General features: G+C 59.9%; 25 protein-coding genes. 16 read left to right on the plus strand and 9 right to left on the minus strand.

Translation table 11 applies throughout. The features are described 5' to 3' along the window. Positions 1-7: 7 nt before the first annotated feature. Together LVY75_25870 and LVY75_25875 are read right to left on the minus strand one after the other, a co-directional pair. Positions 8-1,453, minus strand: a complete 1,446-nt coding sequence (locus tag LVY75_25870; GenBank protein ID XAZ25830.1) for a UdgX family uracil-DNA binding protein — start codon at positions 1,451-1,453, stop codon at positions 8-10. Then, the gene (locus tag LVY75_25875) at positions 1,453-2,685 is read right to left on the minus strand and encodes a putative DNA modification/repair radical SAM protein (GenBank protein XAZ25831.1); all 1,233 of its coding nucleotides are present in this window, start codon (positions 2,683-2,685) and stop codon (positions 1,453-1,455) included. Before LVY75_25875 ends, LVY75_25870 begins: the two co-directional genes overlap by 1 nt. Before the next feature lie 249 nt (positions 2,686-2,934). On the opposite strand from LVY75_25875, the gene greA reads away from it, so the two are divergent. Together greA and LVY75_25885 are read left to right on the plus strand one after the other, a co-directional pair. After that, positions 2,935-3,411, plus strand: coding sequence for a transcription elongation factor GreA (gene greA / locus LVY75_25880; protein ID XAZ22219.1), 477 nt, complete (start codon positions 2,935-2,937; stop codon positions 3,409-3,411). 31 nt (positions 3,412-3,442) lie between these two features. Continuing rightward, positions 3,443-4,492 carry a glycosyltransferase family 4 protein gene (locus LVY75_25885; GenBank protein ID XAZ22220.1) on the plus strand — a complete coding sequence of 350 codons (1,050 nt, stop codon included), beginning with the start codon at positions 3,443-3,445 and terminating at the stop codon, positions 4,490-4,492. A 129-nt stretch (positions 4,493-4,621) separates the two neighbouring features. Here LVY75_25885 and LVY75_25890 read toward each other — a convergent pair whose 3' ends face one another. Then, positions 4,622-5,089 carry an Lrp/AsnC family transcriptional regulator gene (locus LVY75_25890; protein ID XAZ22221.1) on the minus strand — a complete coding sequence of 156 codons (468 nt, stop codon included), beginning with the start codon at positions 5,087-5,089 and terminating at the stop codon, positions 4,622-4,624. Positions 5,090-5,318: 229 nt separating this feature from the next. Here LVY75_25890 and trxB point away from each other — a divergent pair, with 229 nt between their 5' ends. Next, on the plus strand, positions 5,319-6,293 hold the full coding sequence (gene trxB, locus LVY75_25895; protein ID XAZ22222.1) for a thioredoxin-disulfide reductase: 975 nt from the start codon (positions 5,319-5,321) through the stop codon (positions 6,291-6,293). A gap of 22 nt (positions 6,294-6,315) precedes the next feature. Continuing rightward, the gene (locus LVY75_25900) at positions 6,316-7,212 is read left to right on the plus strand and encodes a LysR family transcriptional regulator (GenBank protein XAZ22223.1); all 897 of its coding nucleotides are present in this window, start codon (positions 6,316-6,318) and stop codon (positions 7,210-7,212) included. A gap of 28 nt (positions 7,213-7,240) precedes the next feature. On the opposite strand, the gene LVY75_25905 is transcribed toward LVY75_25900, so the two are convergent. Next, positions 7,241-7,561 (minus strand): hypothetical protein, encoded by a 321-nt coding sequence (locus tag LVY75_25905; GenBank protein ID XAZ22224.1) that lies wholly within the window; start codon positions 7,559-7,561, stop codon positions 7,241-7,243. Positions 7,562-7,790: 229 nt separating this feature from the next. Between LVY75_25905 and LVY75_25910 the strand changes: the two genes are divergently transcribed. The 4 genes from LVY75_25910 to LVY75_25925 all read left to right on the plus strand — a co-directional run bounded on the left by LVY75_25910 (position 7,791) and on the right by LVY75_25925 (position 11,273). Next, positions 7,791-8,084: a helix-turn-helix domain-containing protein gene (locus LVY75_25910; protein ID XAZ22225.1), complete on the plus strand. Its 294-nt coding sequence runs from the start codon at positions 7,791-7,793 to the stop codon at positions 8,082-8,084. A 2-nt stretch (positions 8,085-8,086) separates the two neighbouring features. Further along, the gene (locus LVY75_25915) at positions 8,087-9,253 is read left to right on the plus strand and encodes an MFS transporter (protein ID XAZ22226.1); all 1,167 of its coding nucleotides are present in this window, start codon (positions 8,087-8,089) and stop codon (positions 9,251-9,253) included. A gap of 24 nt (positions 9,254-9,277) precedes the next feature. Beyond that, positions 9,278-10,402, plus strand: a complete 1,125-nt coding sequence (locus LVY75_25920; GenBank protein XAZ22227.1) for an alkene reductase — start codon at positions 9,278-9,280, stop codon at positions 10,400-10,402. A 73-nt stretch (positions 10,403-10,475) separates the two neighbouring features. Then, positions 10,476-11,273 (plus strand): 3'-kinase, encoded by a 798-nt coding sequence (locus tag LVY75_25925; GenBank protein XAZ22228.1) that lies wholly within the window; start codon positions 10,476-10,478, stop codon positions 11,271-11,273. Between the two features lies 1 nt (position 11,274). Here LVY75_25925 and LVY75_25930 read toward each other — a convergent pair whose 3' ends face one another. Then, on the minus strand, positions 11,275-12,294 hold the full coding sequence (locus LVY75_25930; protein XAZ22229.1) for an NAD(P)H-binding protein: 1,020 nt from the start codon (positions 12,292-12,294) through the stop codon (positions 11,275-11,277). 89 nt (positions 12,295-12,383) lie between these two features. Here LVY75_25930 and LVY75_25935 point away from each other — a divergent pair, with 89 nt between their 5' ends. After that, on the plus strand, positions 12,384-13,304 hold the full coding sequence (locus LVY75_25935) for a LysR family transcriptional regulator (protein ID XAZ22230.1): 921 nt from the start codon (positions 12,384-12,386) through the stop codon (positions 13,302-13,304). A 25-nt stretch (positions 13,305-13,329) separates the two neighbouring features. On the opposite strand, the gene LVY75_25940 is transcribed toward LVY75_25935, so the two are convergent. Further along, positions 13,330-13,611, minus strand: coding sequence for a DUF2188 domain-containing protein (locus LVY75_25940; protein XAZ22231.1), 282 nt, complete (start codon positions 13,609-13,611; stop codon positions 13,330-13,332). A gap of 239 nt (positions 13,612-13,850) precedes the next feature. On the opposite strand from LVY75_25940, the gene LVY75_25945 reads away from it, so the two are divergent. Continuing rightward, on the plus strand, positions 13,851-14,945 hold the full coding sequence (locus LVY75_25945; GenBank protein ID XAZ22232.1) for a calcium:proton antiporter: 1,095 nt from the start codon (positions 13,851-13,853) through the stop codon (positions 14,943-14,945). A gap of 123 nt (positions 14,946-15,068) precedes the next feature. On the opposite strand, the gene LVY75_25950 is transcribed toward LVY75_25945, so the two are convergent. Next, positions 15,069-16,271, minus strand: a complete 1,203-nt coding sequence (locus tag LVY75_25950) for a pyridoxal phosphate-dependent aminotransferase (protein ID XAZ22233.1) — start codon at positions 16,269-16,271, stop codon at positions 15,069-15,071. A 384-nt stretch (positions 16,272-16,655) separates the two neighbouring features. Between LVY75_25950 and LVY75_25955 the strand changes: the two genes are divergently transcribed. The 3 genes from LVY75_25955 (at position 16,656) to LVY75_25965 (ending at position 18,537) form a co-directional block, all read left to right on the plus strand. Further along, the gene (locus tag LVY75_25955; GenBank protein ID XAZ22234.1) at positions 16,656-16,952 is read left to right on the plus strand and encodes a hypothetical protein; all 297 of its coding nucleotides are present in this window, start codon (positions 16,656-16,658) and stop codon (positions 16,950-16,952) included. Beyond that, the gene (locus tag LVY75_25960; protein ID XAZ22235.1) at positions 16,942-17,274 is read left to right on the plus strand and encodes a sortase; all 333 of its coding nucleotides are present in this window, start codon (positions 16,942-16,944) and stop codon (positions 17,272-17,274) included. The genes LVY75_25955 and LVY75_25960 overlap by 11 nt, the downstream gene beginning before the upstream one ends. A 108-nt stretch (positions 17,275-17,382) precedes the next feature. Beyond that, positions 17,383-18,537, plus strand: a complete 1,155-nt coding sequence (locus LVY75_25965; GenBank protein XAZ25832.1) for a PQQ-dependent sugar dehydrogenase — start codon at positions 17,383-17,385, stop codon at positions 18,535-18,537. Here LVY75_25965 and LVY75_25970 read toward each other — a convergent pair. Both LVY75_25970 and LVY75_25975 read right to left on the minus strand, forming a co-directional pair. Then, complete coding sequence (locus LVY75_25970) at positions 18,534-19,016, minus strand: DUF3052 domain-containing protein (protein XAZ22236.1); 483 nt, start codon at positions 19,014-19,016, stop codon at positions 18,534-18,536. The genes LVY75_25965 and LVY75_25970 overlap by 4 nt on opposite strands. Beyond that, positions 18,956-19,519 carry a DUF1176 domain-containing protein gene (locus LVY75_25975; GenBank protein XAZ22237.1) on the minus strand — a complete coding sequence of 188 codons (564 nt, stop codon included), beginning with the start codon at positions 19,517-19,519 and terminating at the stop codon, positions 18,956-18,958. Before LVY75_25975 ends, LVY75_25970 begins: the two co-directional genes overlap by 61 nt. Before the next feature lie 105 nt (positions 19,520-19,624). On the opposite strand from LVY75_25975, the gene LVY75_25980 reads away from it, so the two are divergent. The 3 genes from LVY75_25980 (at position 19,625) to LVY75_25990 (ending at position 21,833) form a co-directional block, all read left to right on the plus strand. Then, the gene (locus LVY75_25980; GenBank protein ID XAZ22238.1) at positions 19,625-20,515 is read left to right on the plus strand and encodes a DMT family transporter; all 891 of its coding nucleotides are present in this window, start codon (positions 19,625-19,627) and stop codon (positions 20,513-20,515) included. 488 nt (positions 20,516-21,003) lie between these two features. Continuing rightward, positions 21,004-21,219, plus strand: coding sequence for a cold-shock protein (locus tag LVY75_25985; GenBank protein ID XAZ22239.1), 216 nt, complete (start codon positions 21,004-21,006; stop codon positions 21,217-21,219). A 143-nt stretch (positions 21,220-21,362) separates the two neighbouring features. Further along, positions 21,363-21,833, plus strand: coding sequence for a BA14K family protein (locus tag LVY75_25990; protein XAZ22240.1), 471 nt, complete (start codon positions 21,363-21,365; stop codon positions 21,831-21,833). Positions 21,834-21,836 lie beyond the last annotated feature (3 nt).

The following is a 21,836-nucleotide window of genomic DNA, read 5'->3' on the forward strand; positions in this document are numbered from 1 at the left end:
TCTACGCTCAGTGAGCCAGAGCCTTGATCTGATTCATGTCTTGCCGGAAACGGGCAAGCTCGTGCGCCTTCCTGTCCTCGTCCGGAAGCCGCAACAAGTAGGAAGGATGCACCGTCACGAAAAGCAGCCGTCCTTCCTCCATCGCAATCGACCGACCGCGCACGTCTTCCAGTTTCTGCTTGTCGCCGGTCAGCGAGTAAAAGGCGGTTGCGCCCATCGCCACGATCAGCTTCGGCTTGACGAGATCGAGTTCCAGCTTCAGCCACCAGCGGCAATGCTGCACCTCGCCAAGATTGGGCTTCTGATGGATCCGCCGCTTGCCACGCGGCTCATATTTGAAATGCTTGACGGCATTGGTGACGTAAAGCCGTGACCGATCGATACCGGCCTGCGCAATGGCCTCGTCGAAGACCTTGCCGGCCGGTCCGACGAAGGGTCGGCCGGCAAGATCCTCCTGATCGCCCGGCTGCTCGCCGACGAACATGATGTCTGCATCGACAGGTCCTTCGCCGAAGACGGTCTGAGTCGCCCTGGCATGCAGCGGGCAGCGATTGCAGACCGCAGCTTCCTCGCGCAACGCCTCCAGCGTCCCGGCCGGCGCCGTCTCCGGCATCGGCAGACGAGCCGCCGCTTCCTGAATTCGGTTGTGATAGGGGAGCGGCATCGTCGCCTCGCGCTCGGCCATCGCGAGTACCTTTGCTTCCGCATCGGCAATCAGGCCGGGAATGAGATCGGCCTCCGGCAGGTTCTTCCAGTATTTTTTCGGCATCTCCGCCTGCATGGCCTTCACCTTCAGCCGCGCCGGATTGAAGATGCTGGCATAGTAGGTGCGCCAGAGATCGTCGGTCGCGTCACTGATATCAGGCTTTTCGCAAGGCGCATCGCTCGTCGTCAGCCGCTCGCCATCCCAGGCGGCCGATCCCTTTGGCGTTGCGATCAGCCAGTCCATGTCGGTGAAGCGGCGCTGGAAGAACGGAGCCTTGCGCGCGACAATGTAATGATCGGGCTCGAACCAGGCGATGAATTTACGCCGCCCGCCGGCAGCGGCCGCCACCTCCTTGAAGCGGACGAAGGCCGTCATCTTGTGGGCGTCGCGATGCACGCTCTTCTGCATCAGCCGGGCGCGCGACACCTCTTCATCGGATGCCAGCTCCAGCAGGTTCCGGTTTTCCTGCGTTCGCCAGAGCAGGCTGTAAAGCAGTGAGAAGCGCCTGGCATCGCTATGGCAGATCACCGCCTCGGCCAAAGCCATGAAGGCCGGCGGTACGCTCATCGTCCTGGCATCGACGGGCGGATCGGGCGGCAAGGCATCACGCTGGAAGGCAAAACCCGGTTCGCTGCTTCTTTCATGCCAGTCGATTTCATCAGGCAGAATTCCAGCTGCGGCAAAGGCGCGAGCCGCCTTGCGCCACTCCTCGAAATTCCCCCTGCCCTCCAGAACGACACGGCGCATCATAGCAGCGACAATTGTTCGGGTTGCGGTTCGAACATGGCGCGCAGGTCCGGTCGATCGGCCAGGCGACGCGGCGTCCAGCCCTCGGCAGTGATGAAGGCCTGCACCTTGCGAAGGGAGACACCAAGCCGCGGCAGATCCTCGAGCCGCAACCGGCGCTGCCGCCTCTCCGTCAGGATCGCCTTCACCGTTTTGGTACCGAGCCCCGGAACGCGCAGGAGCTTCTCGCGATCGGCGCGATTGATATCGACAGGGAAGTCCTCGCGATGGCCGAGCGCCCAGGCAAGCTTGGGATCGAGATTGAGATCCAGCATGCCGCCCTGCTGTGTCGAGGTGATCTCGTCGATGCCGAAACCATAGAAGCGATAGAGCCAATCCGCCTGATAGAGCCGGTGCTCTCGCATCAGCGGCGGCTTGATGAGCGGCAGGTTCTTCGAACTGTCGGGGATCGGGCTGAATGCGGAATAATAGACACGTTTGAGACCATAGCTGCTGTAAAGCTGACCGCTGGTCGACAGGATCGTCGCATCATTGGCGCCGTCAGCGCCGACGATCATCTGGGTACTCTGCCCGGCCGGCACGAAGCGCTTGCGCCGCTTGGTCTGCAGCGTCGGCTCTCCCGCCGCCTCGATCTTCAGCCTGAGATCGCCCATCGAGCGGCGGATGCTGGCGGGCTTCTTCTCCGGCGCAAAACGGCTGATGCCGCTATCGGTCGGCAGCTCGATATTGAGCGACAGGCGATCGGCATAGAGCCCCGCCTCCTCGATCAGATGTGGAGACGCCTCCGGGATGGATTTCAGGTGGATGTAGCCGCGAAAATGATGCGTGACGCGCAGTTCGCGCACGATGCGTACCATCTCCTCCATCGTATGGTCGGAAGAGCGTATAATGCCCGAGGAGAGGAACAGGCCCTCGATATAGTTGCGCCGATAGAATTCCAGCGTCAGCCAGACGACCTCTTCCGGCGTGAAACGGGCGCGCTCGACATTGCTGGACGAGCGGTTGATGCAATAGGCGCAATCGTAGATGCAGAAATTGGTAAGCAGGATTTTGAGCAGCGAAATGCAGCGCCCATCCGGCGCATAAGCATGGCAGATGCCGGCGCCTTCGGTTGAGCCGAGCCCGCCGGAGGCAGCCGAATCCCGTTTGACCGTGCCGCTGGAGGCGCAGGATGCATCATATTTGGCGGCGTCGGAGAGGATCGCCAACCGTTCTCTAAGCGATTTCTTCATCATCTTGTTCACTAAATGTTCACGGTGGCGAAATCAAGACGAAGAAATGAGCTTCCCTGCAAGTTCCCTTCAAAAGCAGGCACTTCTGCTGACGATAAAAAGCGCCGATACGAATTTTATGGAAATTGCGCGTGCCGATCTGCTATAAGCAATGAACTAGGTTTGTAACACGGTTCCGAAGTCCCCTTCGGGACCTGTTTTCTTTTGTGTCTGCGCGAACTGCGGATGCGGGGAGAGAAGGACGAAAAAATGGTTGATAAGGTACCGATGACACAGGGTGGTTTCGTCAAGCTGCAGGAAGAACTGCGCTGGCGTCAGCAGGAGGAGCGCCCGCGAATCATCGAGGCAATTGCGGAAGCGCGCGCCCATGGCGACCTTTCGGAAAATGCCGAGTACCATGCGGCCAAGGAAGCACAGAGCCATAATGAAGGCCGCATCACCGAGCTCGAAGACCTGACGGCGCGCGCCGAAGTCATCGACCTCTCCAAGATGTCGGGCGACAAGATCAAGTTCGGCGCCAGGGTGAAGCTCGTCGACGAGGACACCGAGGAAGAAAAGACCTACCAGATCGTCGGCGATCAGGAAGCCGATGTGAAGCAGGGTCGCATCTCCATCTCCTCCCCGATCGCCCGCGCGCTGATCGGCAAGGAAGTCGGCGACTCCATTGAAGTCAATGCGCCGGGCGGCTCGAAGGCCTACGAAATCCTTTCCGTTTCCTGGGGCTGATCGCCCTCGCCTTTCTTCGCACGAGCAGCCAGTGCCGGACATCAGTGACGTCGAGATCATCGCGCCCAACCTGAAACGCCGGCTCTCCGGCGTCACGTCCACTATCGTTCAGCTCATCCCCTGCCAGATCCGGCTGGGGATCAAGATCGCCGCGCTCGGCCCTGGTCTTCCGCCGGAACTTCCGCGGTTGAAATGGCCGCAACTTGCCGGCCTCTGGCGCCCGCCTGCCGGGCGCCGGCAGCGCGTCTGGCATGCGCGCCGCAACAACGAAATGGCCGTCGGCATCCTCATGCGCCACGTCCTGCGCATGCCGATGAAGCTCGTCTTCACCTCCGCCGCCCAGCGCCGCCACACCTCCTATACCCGCTGGCTGATCCGCCGGATGGATGCCGTCATCGCCACCAGCAGCCGCTCCGGCTCCTTCCTCAAGGTGCCGCATGTGATCATCCAGCATGGCGTCGATCTGACGCTTTTCCATCCACCCGAGGGGGCTGACGATACGATCGCCGCCAGCGGCCTGCCCGGCCGCTATCTCGTCGGCTGTTTCGGCCGCGTGCGCCACCAGAAGGGCACCGATCTTTTCGTCCAGGCGATGATTGCGCTGCTGCCGCAGCATCCGGACTGGACGGCCGTCATTTCTGGCCGCGTCACGCCGGAGCATACGGCGTTTGCCGACAAGCTGAAGGCCGATATCGCCGCAGCCGGTCTGACCGACCGCATCGTCTTCATCGGCGAAGTGCCTGATATCAAGGTCTGGTATCGCCGCCTGAGCCTCTATGTCGCCCCATCCCGCAACGAAGGTTTCGGGCTGACGCCACTGGAGGCCATGGCTTCGAAGACGCCGGTCGTGGCATCCGACGCCGGCGCTTACGCCGAAATGATCGTACCCGGCGAAAACGGCGTCATCGTACCGCCCGGCGACGGCGACGCACTAACGGCGGCCATCGCCACCTATCTTGCCGATCCTGCGCTGACTTCAGCTCAAGGCGAAACAGCACTCCGGCATGTGCGTGAAAACTTCGCGCTGGAAAAGGAAGCAACAGCCATCAACCGGATTTACCGGCAGCTTCTCGGCGCTTAAGCCGAGCCAGGTTATGGACATATCAGGAAGGCGGCGAGACGGAGATGTCGACCGCAAATAGAAACGACACGTGAAAACAAGAGCCTGAAGCGTGGCAAGCGGATCTGAAAGATCGCGACGCGCTTCGGACTATAGCTCGACCAGCCCGAGCTTCTTCACCTGTCGGATCGTCAGCATGGTGCGAACAGTATCGACATGCTCGTTGGCCGTCAGCACTTCGATGACGAAATCCTGGAAACGGGTGAGGTTCTGGGCCACGCAATGCAGCAGGAAATCGCTGTCACCGGAAACCATCCAGGCCTGGCGCACCAGCGGCCACTCGGCGGTGGCGGCAGCGAAGGCCTTCAGATTGGCTTCGGACTGGTGCTTGAGGCCGACCATGCAGAACGCGACGAGATCGAGCCCGAGCCTCGGGCTGTTCAACATCGCGTGATAGCCTTCGATGACGCCCGCTTCTTCGAGTTTGCGCACCCGACGCAGGCAGGGCGGCGCTGAAATTCCCACCCTGTCGGCAAGTTCCACATTGGTCATGCGGCCGTCGGCCTGCAGTTCCCGCAATATCTTTATGTCGATAACGTCAAGTTCAGCGCGAACCACGCTCAGGCCTTTCTTTAATTCCCCGTGGGCAGCTTCTATATAAAGCGACGGAATACGCAAGAAAGTTTCAGTCCGATGACGGAATCTTGCACGGCGCCTGCATTTGCCTTGTTGGTAATGCAAGGCTGCCCTTGAATAAAAGCATTGGTCGTTCATAAATGGCGCAGGGATCGCGAAACGGCCTTATTCGCCTCTTAGCCGCCGCATCCTGCTATCGAAAGGAAATTCCATGTCTGCCCGCCATACCAAGGTGCTCATTATCGGTTCCGGACCTGCCGGTTATACGGCAGCGGTCTATGCCGCGCGCGCCATGCTGAAACCGGTTTTGATCGCCGGTCTGGAACAGGGCGGCCAGCTCATGATCACCACGGATGTCGAGAACTATCCGGGCTTTGCAGATCCCATCCAGGGTCCCTGGCTGATGGACCAGATGCTGCAGCAGGCTCAGCATGTCGGCGCCGAAATCGTTAACGACCTCGTGACCGAAGTCGACCTCAACCAGCGCCCCTTCGTTGCCCGCACCGATAGCGGCCAGGTCTGGACTGCCGACACGCTCGTTATCGCGACCGGCGCCAAGGCCAAGTGGCTTGGCATTGAGAGCGAGCAGCATTTCCAGGGCTTCGGCGTGTCTGCCTGCGCCACCTGCGACGGCTTCTTCTATCGCAACAAGGATGTGATCGTAGTCGGTGGCGGCAACAGCGCCGTCGAAGAGGCGCTCTATCTCTCCAATATCGCGAAGTCGGTCACTGTCGTGCACCGCCGCGACAGCTTCCGCGCAGAAAAAATCCTGCAGGAGCGTCTCTTCTCCAAGGAGAACGTCAAGGTTCTCTGGAATACCGAGGTCGCCGAGATCACGGGCACGCCGGCAAAGCCCCCCATGCCGCCGTCCGTATCCGGTGCTCGCCTGCGCGATACCCGCACCGGCACTATTACCGATGTCGCCGTTGACGGTGTCTTCGTGGCAATCGGTCACGCGCCCGCAACGGAACTGTTCAAGGGCAAGCTGAAGCTCAAGGACAATGGCTACCTCTGGACCGCACCGGATTCGACTGCGACCAGCCTGGAGGGAGTCTATGCCGCAGGCGACGTGACGGACGACACCTTCCGCCAGGCAATCACCGCCGCAGGCTTGGGATGCATGGCCGCCCTCGAGGCAGAACGTTATCTGACGGGCCATATGCCCGTTGCCGTAGCAGCGGAGTAATAGTGGCATGAGGGGTGGGGGAATGCCATTGGACTGGGACAAGCTGCGTATTTTCCACGCAGCTGCCGAAGCCGGATCGTTTACGCATGCGGCTGACAAGCTGCATCTGTCCCAGTCGGCCATCAGCCGTCAAGTAAGTGCGCTCGAGCAGGACGTGGGCACCAAGCTGTTCCACCGCCATGCGCGCGGCCTGATCCTCACCGAACAGGGCGAGCTGCTTTACCGCACCGCCCACGACGTGCTGCTCAAGCTCGAAACCGTCAAGATGCAGCTGACCGAGACGACGGAAACGCCGTCCGGCAAGCTGCGCGTCACGACGACAGTCGGTCTCGGCCAGGGTTGGCTGACCGACAAGATCCAGGAATTCCTGCAGCTCTATCCGGACGTCCAGATCCAGCTCATCCTCGACAACGAGGAAGTGGACGTGAACATGCGCCATGCCGATTGCGCCATCCGCCTTCGTCAGCCGCAGCAATCGGACCTGATCCAGCGCAAGCTTTTCACTGTGCATATGCACGTCTATGCGGCCCCCTCCTACATCAATCGTCACGGCGAGCCGCAGACGATCGAGGATCTCGATAACCACCGCATCATCACGTTCGGCGAGCCGGCGCCGAACTACCTGCTCGACGTGAACTGGCTGGAAATCGCCGGCCGCTCGTCGGACAACAAGCGCATTCCGCATCTGCAGATCAACAGCCAGACTTCCATCAAGCGGGCCTGCCTGCTCGGTATCGGCATCGCCTGCCTGCCGGATTATATCGTTGGCCGCGACCCTGGCCTGATCCAGCTGGCGATCAATGCCGACGTCCCCTCTTTCGATACCTATTTCTGCTATCCGGACGAGATCAAGAACGCCGCCAAGCTGAAAGCCTTCCGCGATTTCATCGTCAGCAAGGCCCGCAACTGGAACTTCTGATTTCCACTTTTGTGGAATGAATCTCAAATCATGCAACCCACGCATGACTGACATGCACAAAAAAGGGTTGTTGTTTGCTCATTAAAGCACCATATCGCACATAGCTGATGCACACGGTGGCTTTTCCTCCCAGTTCCACCGCATTAGCTGTTCCCCTCTGGAGGTTTTTGACCTTCACACTTATAAAGGGCCCTGGTTTTCCGGTGGCCCTCTTTTTTTTGCCCGATTTTTGCTTTTTGCCTGAATTTTTATCGGAAGATACCGCAGTGCGGAAAAATTTTGTGCAGCGCATAGCTGGCATGCACAAAAGGCTATTGAAAGCTGCACAAAGAACCACCATATCGCTCATAGCCGATGCAATTCGTGGTTCTCTCCCAGTGCCACCGCGTTGGCTGTTCCCCTCTGGAGGTTTTTGACCTTCACACTTATAAAGGGCCCTGGTTTTCCGGTGGCCCTCTTTTTTTGCTTAAGATTTAAGCAGAGCCAGGAAATCAATCGCTCACGCCTCCGTGATTTGCATATCGAAAATCATCGATCCATATATCGGGAAAATCCGATTTATAGTTCGATGAACGACGATGGACAAAGACGAGATTCTCAAGGCACTGGCCAATCCTGCCCGAATGGACATCCTCAACTGGCTGAAGAAACCGGAAGAACACTTTCCGACGCAGGAACACCCGTTTGAAATGGGCGTCTGCGCCAGCCAGTTCGAACGCTGCGGCCTTTCCCAATCCACTGTTTCCGCCCATCTTGGTACCCTTCACCGCGCCGGCCTCGTTACCAGCAAGCGTGTCGGCCAGTGGATCTTCTACAAGCGCAATGAAGAAACGATCGCTGCCTTTCTCCAGCAGCTAACGCAGGATCTCTAGTCATGCCCCTTGCCCTGCTCGTCCTTGCCTTGAGTTCATTTGCGATTGGCACCACCGAATTCGTCATCATGGGCCTCCTGCCCGAAGTCGCCGCCGATCTTTCCGTGACGATCCCCCAGGCTGGCTGGCTCGTGACGGGCTATGCCCTGGCCGTCGCGCTCGGTGCGCCGATCATGGCGGTCTCCACCGCCAAGCTGAAGCGACGCTCGACGCTCATCATGCTGATGGCTTTCTTCATCGCCGGTAACCTGCTCTGCGCCATCGCGCCCAATTACTGGGTGCTGATGATCGCCCGCATCGTCACCGCGCTTTGCCACGGCGCCTTCTTCGGCATCGGCTCGGTGGTCGCCGCCAATCTTGTGAGCGAAGACCGCAAGGCCCGCGCCGTCGCCCTGATGTTTACCGGCCTGACGCTGGCAAACGTTCTCGGCGTTCCAACCGGCACTGCCATCGGCCAGGCTTTCGGGTGGCGCTCCACCTTCTGGGTCGTTACCGCCATCGGCGTCGTCACCATTGCCGGCCTGATCGCCATCCTGCCGCGCGACAAGCAGGAAACGCAGAGCAGCATCCTGCGCGAGATCGCGGCATTGAAGAACGTCCGCCTCTGGATGGCGCTCTCGGTGACCGTCTTCTTCGCGGCCTCGATGTTCACGCTCTTCACCTACATCGCCCCGCTGTTGCGTAACGTGACCGGCATCTCGCCGGAAGGCGTCACGTGGACCCTGTTCCTGATCGGCATCGGACTGACAGTCGGTAATCTCATCGGCGGCAAGCTTGCCGATTGGCGGCTTGGAGCCACGCTTGCCAGCGTCTTTGCTGTAATCGCACTCACCTCCGCCGTCTTTTTCTACACCAGCCGCTTCGTTATCCCGGCCGAGATAACGCTCTTCCTTTGGGCTGCCGCAACCTTCGCTGCGGTCCCTGCCCTGCAGGTCGGTGTCGTCGGCTTCGGCAAGGATGCGCCAAACCTCGTCTCGACCATCAATATCGGCGCCTTCAACACCGGCAATGCGCTGGGCGCCTGGGTCGGCGGCATGGTCATCAATGCCGGTCTCGACTTCGTTCATGTTCCCCTCGCCGCTGCCGCCATGGCCCTGATCGGCCTCGCAGCGACGGCGCTCACCTATCTCTCCGGCCGGGCACAGACTAACCCCGCTACCGCCGAGTGATCCCCCAAGCAGAAAGGACCTTCCATGGCCAAGCTTTTCCAGCCGACGCAGGTCGGCGATATTTCCCTCAGGAACCATATCGTCATGGCGCCGCTCACCCGTAACCGCTCGCCGGGCGCAGTCCCGAACGATCTCAACGTCGAATATTACCGCCAGCGCGCCTCGGCCGGCCTCATCATCACCGAAGCGACCGCCATCACGCATCAAGGCCAGGGCTATGCCAACGTTCCCGGCCTCTACAGCAAGGAAGCGCTCGACGGCTGGAAGCGTGTGACGGATGCGGTCCACGCCGAAGGCGGCAAGATCGTCGTGCAGATGTGGCATGTCGGACGCATCTCCCACAACACGCTGCAACCCGACAATGCCAAGCCGGTCTCCTCGACCAACCGCATCGCCAAGGCCAAGACCTATCTCGTTAATGCAGACGGCACCGGCGCCTTCGCCGAAACGTCCGAACCGCGTGCACTCGAAACCTCCGAAATCCCCGGCATCATCGAGGATTACCGCAAGGCCGCCCGTGCTGCGATCGACGCCGGCTTCGATGGTGTCGAAATCCACGGCGCCAACGGCTATCTGCTCGACCAGTTCATGCGTGATGGCGTCAACGACCGCACCGATCAATATGGCGGCTCGATCGAAAACCGCGCCCGTTTCCTCTTCGAAGTCGTTGAAACAGTGACCAGGGAAATCGGCGCGCGCCGCACCGCGATCCGCATCTCGCCGGTGACGCCGTCGGGTGAATCCTATGATTCCAACCCGCAGACACTCTTCACCCATGTCGTTGAAGGCCTTGCCAGGTACGACCTCGCCTATATCCACGTCATCGAAGGCCAGACCGGCGGCGAGCGTGATTATCGCCAGGGCGACAACCCGTCCTTCGACTACAAGGCACTGCGCGCTGCCTATGAAAGGGCTGGCGGCAAGGCTGCCTGGATGGTCAACAACGGCTATGTCAGAGACATGGCGATTGAAGCCGTGGAAAACGGTACGGCCGACCTCGTCGCCCTCGGCAAGCCCTTCATCTCCAATCCCGATCTTGTCGAACGCCTGGAGAAGAACCTGCCGCTGAACCCACCGGACCAATCGACCTTCTATGGTGGCGATGCCAGGGGCTATATCGACTATCCGTTGCTTGAAAAGGTCGCCTGATCCTTTTCGCCGAAGCGAAATCCCGCCATCCGGCGGGATTTCCATTCGTGACCATTGCCGCTAGCATGCGCGCATGTTCTCACCCTATCTCGAACGCTGGTCGCTTACCTCGGACGGCGAGCCCATCATCACCCATTCGAGCCGCCTCCTGCCGGTCACCTGGCGGGACAAACCCGCGATGCTGAAAGTCGCAACCGACAGCAGTGAGCGCGAAGGCGCATTGCTGATGAAATGGTGGGATGGTGACGGTGCGGCCAAGGTCTATGCGCAGCAGGACGACGCCATTCTTCTGGAGCGCGCGGCCGACAAGTATTCGCTGCTGGAAATGGCCCTGAACGGCGAGGATGATGAAGCAAGCCGCATCATGGTGCGCACTGCAGCAAGGCTGCATGCGCCGCGCCCCGTGCCTCTCTCCGGTTCCCCGACACTCGAGCGCTGGTTCCGCAGTCTGGAACCGGCAGCGCGCGCCCATGGCGGCACGTTTGTTGATAGCTGGAGGATTGCCAACAGCCTGCTCGCTGCACCGCAACAGCTCAGCATTCTCCACGGCGACATCCACCACCGCAACATCCTCGATTTCGGCGAACGCGGCTGGCTGGCGATCGATCCCAAGCGGATCTACGGCGAACGCGGCTATGACTTTGCCAATATCTTCGCCAATGAAGACCTGCCGACCACGACGGATCCCAAGCGGCTCCAGCGCCAGCTTCCGATTGTCTCCAAAGAGGCAGATATCGAACCATCAAGGCTGCTCAAATGGATCGCTGCCTATTCCGGTCTTTCCGCTGCCTGGTTTCTTGAAGATGGCGACCAAGCCTCGGCGGAAAAACCTCTGACGGTTGCCCGTATCGCCCTCGCGGAACTGGGCTAGCTTAATTTCCGATCGTGAGAGAGTGCGCTGGCGTCGCTGCAGAATGCGGTTCCGGCAGAGATCCCTGCGCGATGAGCGTCGCGCGCACGGCCTCGTCGATCGGCGTATGTGGCTCGGTTCCGAGTTCGGCCACCAGCTTGTCGTTCCTCATACGCACCGTCACCTTCCACAGGTAACGCATCTCCTTCAGCTCATGCATGACGGTCATGAAAGGAGCGAGCAGCGGTACAATGAACCAGGGGAAGCGACCGATCTTTGCCGCGCCGCCGGCAACACGCCGGACAGCCTCCGCCATCTGCTGGCCGTCACCATCCCAGAAGCCGTTCAGGTGATAACAAGCGAAAGCTGGCAGGCGCGCTGCCCGCTCGACGAGTTGCACCATCGTCTCGGCAACATCGGGCAAATAGGCCCATTGGTGACCAATGCCCGGTCTCGCCGGATTCTTGATCGTACCAACAGGCTTGCCCGGCGTGGCGAAGGCGGCGGAGAACCAGCTGTTGCTCGTCGCGCCCGGCCCGAAGAAATCGCCGGCGCGAACGATGATCACACCTGTGCCGGTCTCTGAAGCCGCCTTCAGACGCTTCTCCATCTCGACACGTATCTTGCCCTTCTTCGTCACCGGATGCTGCGGACTATCCTCCGTCACAACGGGAAACGCATCCGGCCCGAAATTATAGACGGTGCCTGGCAGTACGATGCGGGCGCCAACGGCACGAGCTGCGGCAATCGTATTATCAAGCATCGGCAGAACCAGCTTCTCCCAGTCGCGATAACCGGGCGGATTGACGGCATGCACGATAAGGCTTGCACCTTCGGCCGCCTTGCGCACATCCGCCGCATTCATCGCGTCCCCCTGCATCCAGTCGAAACCCTGCCCGCTCGCCGATGCTTTCGCGGCGTTGCGGTTCAGCGCCCTCACCGTCCAGCCGCGGGCCTGCAGCTTGCGGGCCACCGCACCGCCGATGCCGCCGGTAGCGCCGAGAACCAGCGCCAGTTTCTTATCCTGATATTCACTGCTCATGATCATCTCCTTGTTCGATGAGACGACTATGCCTTCTATCCACGATAAACAAAATTGACGAAATAAGTTCCGTCGCTATACATAATTATATGGATACCGAACCAAGCTGGGATTTCTATCGCTCTTTCCTCACTGTCCTGCGTCAGGGATCGCTCTCGGCTGCCGCGCGTGAACTCGGCCTGACCCAGCCGACGATCGGCCGTCATATCGACGCGCTGGAGCAGGCTGTCGGTGCGGAGCTTTTTACCCGCTCTTCGAATGGCCTGTTGCCGACCGATATGGCGCTCGACCTGAAACCCTATGCCGAGACGCTCGCAACGACGGCCGACGCCTTCCTGCGCACGGCATCCAGCCGGCGCGACAAGGTGGAAGGCACCGTGCGCATCAGCGCCAGCGAAGTGATCGGCATCGAAGTGCTGCCGCCGATCATCGCCGATCTGCAGGAGGCCTATCCGGGTTTGCAGGTGGAGCTGTCGGCATCGGATGCGCTGGAAGACCTCATGAACCGGGAGGCGGATATTGCCGTGCGTATGACCGAGCCGCAGCAGGATGTGCTGCTGGCGCGGCGGATCGGCGATATCCCGCTCGGCTTCCACGCCCATCGCCGCTATCTTGAACGCCACGGCACACCGCAGACAATGGCCGATCTCACTGGTCATCGTATCATCGGCTTCGACCGGCAGACGGCCTATATCCGCATGATGCGCAAGCTCTATCCGGCAGTTGACGAACTCGCGGCCGCCTTTCGCACCAGCAATCATCTCGCCCATCTGGCCGCGATCCGCGCCGGGATAGGCATCGGCATCTGCCAGACGGGGCTCGCCCGCCCGAACCATGATCTCGTCCACATTCTGTCGGATGAATTCGAGATGCGGCTTGGCACATGGGTTGTCATGCACGAGAGCCTCAGGACCTCGCCGCGCTGCCGCGTAACCTTCGACGCGCTGGTTGATGGTCTGCTGAGCTACATCAAGTCATGCAGGGGAAACGCGCGCCTGATGACGCGCTGAAAGACGTCAGATAATCGGCGGGAGATCAGGGCTCGGGGGAAACCTCGGGCGAACGGCTCTTGGTGAACCCGTCCACAACCTCGGTTTCGGGACGATCGCCACCTTCGGCATATTCCTCGTGCCACTTGCCCTGCGCGTCCTGCCAGCTGATCTCGGCGGAGTCGCCGCCGACCTGCTGCTCGGCCGCAACGATGCGGGCAGCTTCTAGCGCCTCGGAGTGGCTCGGAAATGCCTCGGAATAGACGTCTCCAAGCTTGTAGGCCCAGCCGCCGTCATGCGGTACGACCTCATAGACCACCTTGACCATGCATGTGTCTCCTCTTTCTTCTCGTTGCGCATCCGTAGGCTCCCGGATCATGTCCGGTTCAGCGCGGGCCGCTTGAGAAGATTTCGAGGACGCCGCGATCTGGGTTCGGCTGCCGTATGAAAAGCAGTATTTCATTAATCGTCACAGACTGCAAATTTCATCAGCTACGAGTCCGCTTGCCTAGAAAAATCACCGGCTTAGATTCCCGGAGGGAATCAAACTCGGCGCTGGCGGTAGACATGGCATTGCATCTTAAGGAAGAAAAATTCTTGATCGTGGCGGTCGTGGTCGCGATCATCGCCTACATGCTGGAACATTCGGTCATGGAGGCCGGCCGGGCCATGGCGCTTGTCGCGGCCGCCGCTCTGATCGCGACCATTGTGCTCGCCTCCATGCGCGTCGCCCATCACGCCGAACTGTTGGCCGTCAAGGTCGGCGATCCCTACGGCACCATGATCCTGACGCTCTCGGCCGTCGCCGTTGAAGTCATCATCCTCGCCATCATGATGAGCGGCGAGGAAACGTCGCCAACGCTCGTGCGCGATACGATCTATTCAGCGCTCATGCTCGATATCAACGGCATCCTCGGCCTGGCCGCCCTGCTTGGCGGCCTGAAACATGGCGAGCAACCCTATAACGACAATTCCGGCAAGACCTATGGCGTGATGATCCTGACCGCCATGGGCATCTCGATGATCGTTCCGGAATTCGTGCCCGACGACAAGTGGCACTATTATTCCGGCTTCACCATCATTGCCATGATCGCCCTCTACGGCCTCTTCCTGCGCATGCAGGTCGGCCAGCACAGCTATTTCTTTTCCTACAGCTATCCACGCTCGGAACGGCAGAAGGAGCATCCCGAAGAACACCACGACGAAGGGTCGGTCGCGACCTCGATCACCATCATCCTGATCGGCGTCGTCATCATCGGTGCGCTCGCCGAATTCATGTCGGGCTTCATGAATGAGGGCCTGCGGGATAGCGGTGCTCCTGTGGCCGTGACCGCAATCGTGGTCGCCGCCATCTCCGCCGCTCCTGAAATTTTGACGGCCCTGAGGGCCGCACTCCGCAACCGCATGCAGGCAACCGTCAACATCGCCATGGGCGCCTCTCTCTCGACAGTGATCCTCACAGTGCCGGTCATGGAAGCGATCGCGCTCTATACCGGCCAGCCCTTCATCATGGCCATGTCGCCGGTCCAGACGGTGATGGTCATGGTCACGCTGATCGCCGCGGCAATCAACCTCAACGACGGCGAAACGAATGCCATCGAAGGCATGACACATTTCATCCTCTTCGCCACGTTCATCATGCTGACGGCGATCGGACTTTGAACCTGAAATCAGCGACTTAGCGCCAAGAGCGGAATCGCCTTCGAAGCACGTTGAATCAAAAAATGAGACAAAGAAAAAGCCCGCCATCTCTGGCGGGCTTTTCGATAGGGCTGATGCTGCCGATTACTTGCAGGCGCCGCAGAAGCGCTGGATGCGGCGGCAAGCTTCCTCGAGCAATTCTTCCGACGTCGCATAGGAGATGCGGAAGTTCGGGCCGAGGCCGAAGGCCGAGCCATGAACGACGGCAACGCCTTCCGATTCCAGCAGTTCGGAAACGAAATCCTCGTCCGTCTCGATCACCTTGCCGGACGGGGCTGTCTTGCCGATGAGACCGGCGCAGGACGGATAGACATAGAAGGCGCCTTCCGGCACCGGGCAGACGATGCCCTTGGCCTGGTTCAGCATGGAAACGACGAGGTCACGGCGGCCTTCGAATATCTTCTTGTTCTCGGGGATGAAGTCCTGCGTGCCGTTCAGCGCTTCGACGGCCGCCCACTGGGCGATCGAGGTCGCACCCGATGTCTGCTGCCCCTGGATCATGTCCATGGCCTTGATCAGCTGGATCGGGCCTGCCGCATAACCAATACGCCAGCCGGTCATCGCATAGGCCTTGGAGACGCCGTTCATCGTCAGCGTGCGGTCGTAGAGCTTGGGCTCGACTTCGACGGGCGTGACGAATTTGAAGTCACCATAGGTCAGGTGCTCGTACATGTCGTCCGTCAGCACCCAGACCTGAGGATGCTTCATCAGCACGTCCGTCAGTGCCTTCAGCTCGTCATGCGTATAGGCAGCGCCCGTCGGGTTGGACGGCGAATTGAAGATGAACCACTTGGTCTTCGGCGTGATCGCCTTTTCGAGATCGGCAGGCTGGAGCTTGAAATTATGCTCCTGGGTGGCCGAAACGAAAACCGGTGTGCCGCCGCAGAGCGCCACCATCTCGGGATAGGATACCCAGTAAGGCGCGGGGATCACGACTTCATCGCCGGGGTTCAACGTCGCCATGAAGGCGTTGAACAGGATCTGCTTGCCACCCGTGCCGACAATTGTCTGCTCCCAGGAATATTCCAGACCGTTCTCGCGCTTGAATTTGGCGGCAATCGCCTTACGCAACTCGGGGATACCGGATACCGGCGTGTATTTCGTTTCGCCGCGATTGATCGCGTCGATCGCCGCTTTCTTGATATTCTCGGGCGTATCGAAATCGGGCTCGCCGGCGCCAAGGCCGATCACGTCGCGTCCTTTTGCTTTCAGTTCGCGCGCTTTCTGAGAAACGGCGATGGTGGCTGAAGGCTTCACGCGGGAAAGGGCATCGGCAAGGAAGGCCATGATATCGGTCCTACAAGGTTGAAACGGGCAGAAGGCCGGGACCGGAGTTCTGCGCTAAGCTCTATGTCCAATGTATGACATCATTTCAAGCGCAAAGGCATGATGGCCGCGATGATTCTTATTGATCAATTGCCGCATCTGCGTCTGGAAATTTGAATGGAGCTTTGAAGTGGCGCTGCGGGTGGTCGATCCACGCACACGGGAAGTTGATTCAATTTCTGAGGTCGGCCCTAATTTATTACTAAAAATCAAGGTTATCGCCCGTTTACCATTTGCCATGAATAAGCCGCAACAAATGCCGTGGCGCGCCGCAATTCGGTCGTGAGAGTGCCGAGATCGAAACGATATTCTCCACCATCCGACACTGGTTATTGAGGGCATACCATGTTTCTGGAAGACGAACGCGCGGCAGAACGCCTGCGTGCAATCCGGGTTTCCCTATCGCTGATGGTGGCAGTCATTGCTTTTGCAAGCTGCATCGTCGCGACGTTCTGCCTGTTTTCGGCCGCCGAAGCAGGGCCGGCCATGGCTTCCAGCTCCCTCAAAACGTCCTATGCCGATCAGAAGATCCTTGATGGCGCAACCGTACTTTTGGCCGCGTTCGTCGCCGCAAACGGACTTGCCATCTGGCTGCGCCGCATCAAGGGCCGTCTCTCGGAGGGGCCGCGCCATGTCCGTTAAGCCGCAGCGGTCCGGCTGGACCGAGGAAACGGGCTCGTTCGAGCCGCTGCCGACCTATCTCGAACTGGCAATGGCCGCGGCGTCTGCCCATGAGGCCCCGCCTTCACCGCCGAGACCTCGCCTCCCCGGGCTTTCTGTCGTCGAAAAACTGGTCGCCGTCGGCATCGTTTGCCTCGCCTTCTACGGCATGGCCCTGATCGGCTGCGGCCTCTTCCTGAAAGCGGAAGCAAAGCGCACCGGCTTCATCACACAGCGGATGATGAGTGCGGAGCTGCAGGATGCCGATTTCGATATCCGCTTCTCTCCCCGCATAATCAACTGACCCGCACTCGTTCAACCCGAGAACACAAAACCGTTATGAGCGGCGATTGCGGTTGAAGCGCCCCATGCCCCGCGCCAACTTCCCCTCAAAATGACGACGGGGAATATGATGGATACGATCTCGCCATTCCGTTTTATCCTGCTCCTCGGCGGGGCCATGGCTTTTTCGGGGCCAGCCCTTGCCCAGATTGGAGACATTGTCAGGACAAAGGAAGTTTCGGTTCGAGTCGAAAAGCTCGCCGAAGGGCTCGAGCATCCGTGGGCGGTCGAGGTCCTGCCCGATGGCAGCTATATCGTCACGGAGCGACCGGGGCGGCTCCGCATCATCCGTGACGGCAGGGTTTCCGATCCGATCCGCGGCGTGCCAGAAGTCAGCGCCCAGGGCCAGGGCGGCCTGATGGATGTCGCCCTCGCCCCGGATTTCGCGACCAGCCGAAAGCTTTATCTGACCGCTGCAACCGCCAGCGACCGGGGTTCGGGCACAGAGGCGTTCAGCGCAACACTTTCCCCGGATGAAAAGAGCCTCGAGAACGTCACGCCGATCTTCACCATGCGGCGCTTTACCCGCGGCAACATCCAGTATGGGTCGCGCATCGCGATCGCCCCAGACGGCTCGCTGTTCATCAGCGTCGGCGACCGCGGCAACCGCAACCGCTCGCAGGATTGGAAGGATGATGCCGGCTCCATCGTCCATCTCAACGCCGATGGCAGCATTCCCGCCGACAATCCCTTCAAGGATAGCAATAAGGCCCTGCCGGAAATCTGGTCCAAGGGTCATCGCAACCCGCAGGGCATCACTTTCGACAGCGCCGACGGCAAGCTCTACACCGTCGAACATGGCGCGCGTGGCGGTGACGAGATCAACAATCCCGAACCCGGCAAGAATTACGGCTGGCCTGTTATCACCTATGGCCGAGACTATTCCGGTGCCAAGATCGGCGAAGGAACAGCCAAGGAGGGCCTCGAACAGCCTCTGCACTACTGGGACCCGTCGATCGCCCCTGGCGCCCTCGTCGTCTATCGCGGCAAGATGTTTCCGGAATGGAACGGCAATTTCATCGTAGCAGCGCTGAAGTTCCAGTTGCTGTCCCGCATGCAGCGGGATTCGAGCGGCGCCTTCGCCGCTGAGGAGCGCTTGTTTGAGGGTGACTATGGCCGCATCCGGGACGTGATCGTCGCCCCCGACGGCGCATTGCTGATGGTGACCGACGAGAATGACGGCGAACTGCTCCGGGTTTCCCGCGCTGAAAGCCGGGCCGGCTAGAGCGCGTTCCGCAACTCCTTGCGGATCATGAATTTCAGCCCGGACCAGACATCATCGACGGCGCAGACTTTGACGTCGACGAGACCTGTCGGCAACAGGACTTCCCTAAGGGCGTCCTCGGTGATGCTGGTCGGGACTTTCGAACTCTTCTTCGGCCAGGATATCCAGACCATGCCATCCGGCTTGATCGCGGAAAACAAAGCCGCTGCCATGTCTTCCAGCACCGCGCGCTGCGTCTCAAAGATATGGACATAGTCGAATTGCCGATGAGACCCTTGCGATAAGATACGTGCGACCGAAACAAAGCCCTCGAACTCGTCGATCTCCTTCAGCCCATCGGGGACATTGACAAGCAAAGCCGCCTGCCCCGCTTTAAGCCCCAGCTTCTTTGCGAGCGGCGTGCCGGAATAGCCTGACGTCATTGGCGCTTCCACACGAGCGGCCACGTTGCCGGACCGCCGTCGGCCCTGGCATCGCATTCTTCCTTGATGCGCACTTCCTCGAGAACGAGAAAATCCGTGCTATCGAGCCCGGCGGCACGCCACGCATAATAGCTGCCGCAATCGCCCAGGCCGCGCCCCTTCAGCAAAGAGGTGAAGCGTCCTTCCGCAGCGTCGTAGCGTATATTGACTGCCGTATCGCCGGTCGTTTCCGAAAACTTCAGCGGAAAGACCGTTCGAGAAATCCGGTCGCCGTAACCGCCATAGATCGCGAAAGGCATGTTGTAGGCGCCGGACTGGCCGCAAGGCACGATGATCAGTCTCTTCCCGGTCTCGCCGGTGACTTCGAAGGCGTCGCCATAGGCTAGCCGCTGCTCTTCGATGTGGCAGTCGCCGTCATCGGACTCGACATCCGCGCGCACCGCATCGGGCAAATCGGCAAAGTGTGCAATCGGCCGGACGGGTGATGAAGCCTCGGCCGAAACATTCCCAGGCCCAGCCAGGGCAGCTGCCGTAACGGCCGCAATCAGTTGCCGCTTCATCCGTGCCTCCGAACCATTTGAGGAATTCCCATCCTTGTCGAAAAGAGATGCGCCTGCTAACCCGGCAGCACAACTCTTAAATGCTTCCCGAACATCGAGGGCGAGATGACGCGCGTTCAGGCGAACCTCCTTCTATTGCTTGCAGCTGCCATCTGGGGCGGCGGCTTCGTCGCGCAGTCGACGGCAATGAAGGCGATCGGCCCCTTCTGGTTCATCGGCCTGCGCTTCGCCATCGCCGCATTTGCCACCCTGCCTTTCACACTGATCGAAGCGCGCAAGGCGAAGGTCGCAACCAGCCGCCGGCATCTCGGCCTCTATCTGATGATCGGGCTGGCGCTCTTTGGCGGTGCTTCGACACAGCAGATCGGCCTGCAGACGACGACTGTCACCAATTCCAGTTTCATTACCGGGCTCTATGTAATCTTTGTGCCGCTGATCGCAGTCTTCTTCCTGCGCCGCTCACCGCACTGGATCATCTGGCCGGGCGCCATCATGGCCGTGTCGGGCATCTACATGCTGTCGGGCGGCCAGCTTTCGGCCCTGACGGTGGGAGATCTGCTGACGGTCGTCTGCGCCGTCTTCTGGTCGATCCAGATCACGCTTGCCGGAACGACAGTCGGCGAAACGGGACGGCCGCTTGCACTGTCCAGCGCCCAGTTTGCGGTCACGGCAGCCTGTGCGCTCATCATCGCCGCCCTTTTCGAACCGGTGAGCCTGGCAGATATCCACGTGGCTGCACCCGAAATCCTCTATGTCGGTATCTTCTCCTCGGGCGTCGCCTTCGTGCTGCAGGTCGTCGCCCAGCGCTACACGACGCCGTCACAAGCGGCGATCTTCCTCTCCGCCGAAGCGCTGTTCGGCGCCACGCTTGCCGCACTTCTTTTGGGCGAGAGCATGCCGCCACTCGGCTATATCGGTTGTGCGCTGATGTTTATCGCTATGCTTGTAGTCGAGCTCGTGCCCGAAATGACCCGCCGCCGCTCCCCGACGGCCTGAACACGCGTCCATTTATGGGGCGTTTAGTACCATCTGAAATTTTTTTTAAGCCAACAACAAGACGCGCTAGCGTTGCATTTTTGGTAAAATCTGCCCGGAACTTATATTGCAGACGATATAAAACGTTAATCAATTGCTTCCGACGAGGATTTTTTGGCGTTTTTGCGAAAACAGGCCATATTTGCGGGGGTCTTCTTAGGAACCCGTTAAAAAACTTTTGCTTGCCAAAATCCTTCAAACGCAGCACTCTTCGCGCGTTCGGGCATTTTGCGAGCATGGGAAGTCCTTAAGAATTTGCGAGCCGGAAACGCTAATATTCCGGTCAGCCGGTCCCAATGAAAGCGGGCGTTAAGTCCTGCCTGGAACCGGTGGAGGTAGAGGGGACCTTTTTCTCACATTTCAAGATCTGCCTGCCAGCGTCTTCGCGAGAAGGCAATAGCGTAATGCTGCCCGTGTGGATGGCGGGCGGAGACAAAAGGACCTGAGGCATGGCCGAGACTGGCACTGTAAAATTCTTCAATACCGACAAGGGCTTCGGCTTTATCAAGCCGGACAAGGGCGGCGCCGATATCTTCGTTCACATTTCTGCCGTTCAGGCTTCCGGCCTGGCCGGTCTGACGGAAAACCAGAAAGTAAGCTTCGACACAGAGCCGGATCGCCGTGGCAAGGGCCCGAAGGCCGTCAATCTGCAGATTTCAGGCTGAACCCTCGCATAGGCGTGGAATCGAGTTGAAGCCCGGCAGCCATGCCGGGTTTTGTCGTTCAGACTCCATTCAGCATGCCGCGGCTAGTTTCGGAACCATAGAGAAGGGACCGCTTCCGGTTTCCGATACTGGGATTTTACGCGATGAACAGGCTTGCAAAGACCATTCTTCTGACAGCAACCGCAGCTGCTCTGACCCTCGCAGCCATCGGTGAAGCTTCGGCTGGAGATCGCTACTGGCGTCATGGCCACGACCACGGCAACGATGCACTGGTCGGCGGCGCTGTCGGCCTTGCGACCGGCCTGATCGTCGGTTCTGCCATCGCCAATGCCAACAACGGCCCGGTATATGAAGAGCGCCGCTACATTGACCCGCCGGTCTATGAGCCGGAATATGCTCCCCCGCCGGTCTACCGCGCGCGTCCCGTCTACTCCGAACCCGTCTATTCCGAGCCGGTCTATGGCCGCCCCGTCTATGGGCGCGCGGTAAGCGCCATGGAACCCTGGAGCGCCCAGTGGCAACGCTATTGCTCCTATCGCTATCGCAGCTTCGATCCGCAGAGCGGCACCTATGTCGGCAATGATGGCCGCGAGCACTTCTGCGTCGCAAGCTGATCG

Origin of the sequence: Sinorhizobium sp. B11 (genome assembly GCA_039725955.1) — a bacterium.
Lineage (GTDB): Bacteria > Pseudomonadota > Alphaproteobacteria > Rhizobiales > Rhizobiaceae > Rhizobium.

Bases quoted from the DNA above. Each gene is read 5' to 3' on its own strand.
- LVY75_25870 (XAZ25830.1), bottom strand. From the start codon at position 1,453: ATGCGCCGTGTCGTTCTGGAGGGCAGGGGGAATTTCGAGGAGTGGCGC.
- LVY75_25875 (XAZ25831.1), bottom strand. From the start codon at position 2,685: ATGAAGAAATCGCTTAGAGAACGGTTGGCGATCCTCTCCGACGCCGCC.
- greA (XAZ22219.1), top strand. From the start codon at position 2,935: ATGGTTGATAAGGTACCGATGACACAGGGTGGTTTCGTCAAGCTGCAG.
- trxB (XAZ22222.1), top strand. From the start codon at position 5,319: ATGTCTGCCCGCCATACCAAGGTGCTCATTATCGGTTCCGGACCTGCC.
- LVY75_25900 (XAZ22223.1), top strand. From the start codon at position 6,316: ATGCCATTGGACTGGGACAAGCTGCGTATTTTCCACGCAGCTGCCGAA.
- LVY75_25905 (XAZ22224.1), bottom strand. From the start codon at position 7,561: ATGAGCGATATGGTGGTTCTTTGTGCAGCTTTCAATAGCCTTTTGTGC.
- LVY75_25910 (XAZ22225.1), top strand. From the start codon at position 7,791: ATGGACAAAGACGAGATTCTCAAGGCACTGGCCAATCCTGCCCGAATG.
- LVY75_25915 (XAZ22226.1), top strand. From the start codon at position 8,087: ATGCCCCTTGCCCTGCTCGTCCTTGCCTTGAGTTCATTTGCGATTGGC.
- LVY75_25920 (XAZ22227.1), top strand. From the start codon at position 9,278: ATGGCCAAGCTTTTCCAGCCGACGCAGGTCGGCGATATTTCCCTCAGG.
- LVY75_25925 (XAZ22228.1), top strand. From the start codon at position 10,476: ATGTTCTCACCCTATCTCGAACGCTGGTCGCTTACCTCGGACGGCGAG.
- LVY75_25930 (XAZ22229.1), bottom strand. From the start codon at position 12,294: ATGAGCAGTGAATATCAGGATAAGAAACTGGCGCTGGTTCTCGGCGCT.
- LVY75_25935 (XAZ22230.1), top strand. From the start codon at position 12,384: ATGGATACCGAACCAAGCTGGGATTTCTATCGCTCTTTCCTCACTGTC.
- LVY75_25940 (XAZ22231.1), bottom strand. From the start codon at position 13,611: ATGGTCAAGGTGGTCTATGAGGTCGTACCGCATGACGGCGGCTGGGCC.
- LVY75_25945 (XAZ22232.1), top strand. From the start codon at position 13,851: ATGGCATTGCATCTTAAGGAAGAAAAATTCTTGATCGTGGCGGTCGTG.
- LVY75_25950 (XAZ22233.1), bottom strand. From the start codon at position 16,271: ATGGCCTTCCTTGCCGATGCCCTTTCCCGCGTGAAGCCTTCAGCCACC.
- LVY75_25955 (XAZ22234.1), top strand. From the start codon at position 16,656: ATGTTTCTGGAAGACGAACGCGCGGCAGAACGCCTGCGTGCAATCCGG.
- LVY75_25960 (XAZ22235.1), top strand. From the start codon at position 16,942: ATGTCCGTTAAGCCGCAGCGGTCCGGCTGGACCGAGGAAACGGGCTCG.
- LVY75_25965 (XAZ25832.1), top strand. From the start codon at position 17,383: ATGGATACGATCTCGCCATTCCGTTTTATCCTGCTCCTCGGCGGGGCC.
- LVY75_25970 (XAZ22236.1), bottom strand. From the start codon at position 19,016: ATGCGATGCCAGGGCCGACGGCGGTCCGGCAACGTGGCCGCTCGTGTG.
- LVY75_25975 (XAZ22237.1), bottom strand. From the start codon at position 19,519: ATGAAGCGGCAACTGATTGCGGCCGTTACGGCAGCTGCCCTGGCTGGG.
- LVY75_25980 (XAZ22238.1), top strand. From the start codon at position 19,625: ATGACGCGCGTTCAGGCGAACCTCCTTCTATTGCTTGCAGCTGCCATC.
- LVY75_25985 (XAZ22239.1), top strand. From the start codon at position 21,004: ATGGCCGAGACTGGCACTGTAAAATTCTTCAATACCGACAAGGGCTTC.
- LVY75_25990 (XAZ22240.1), top strand. From the start codon at position 21,363: ATGAACAGGCTTGCAAAGACCATTCTTCTGACAGCAACCGCAGCTGCT.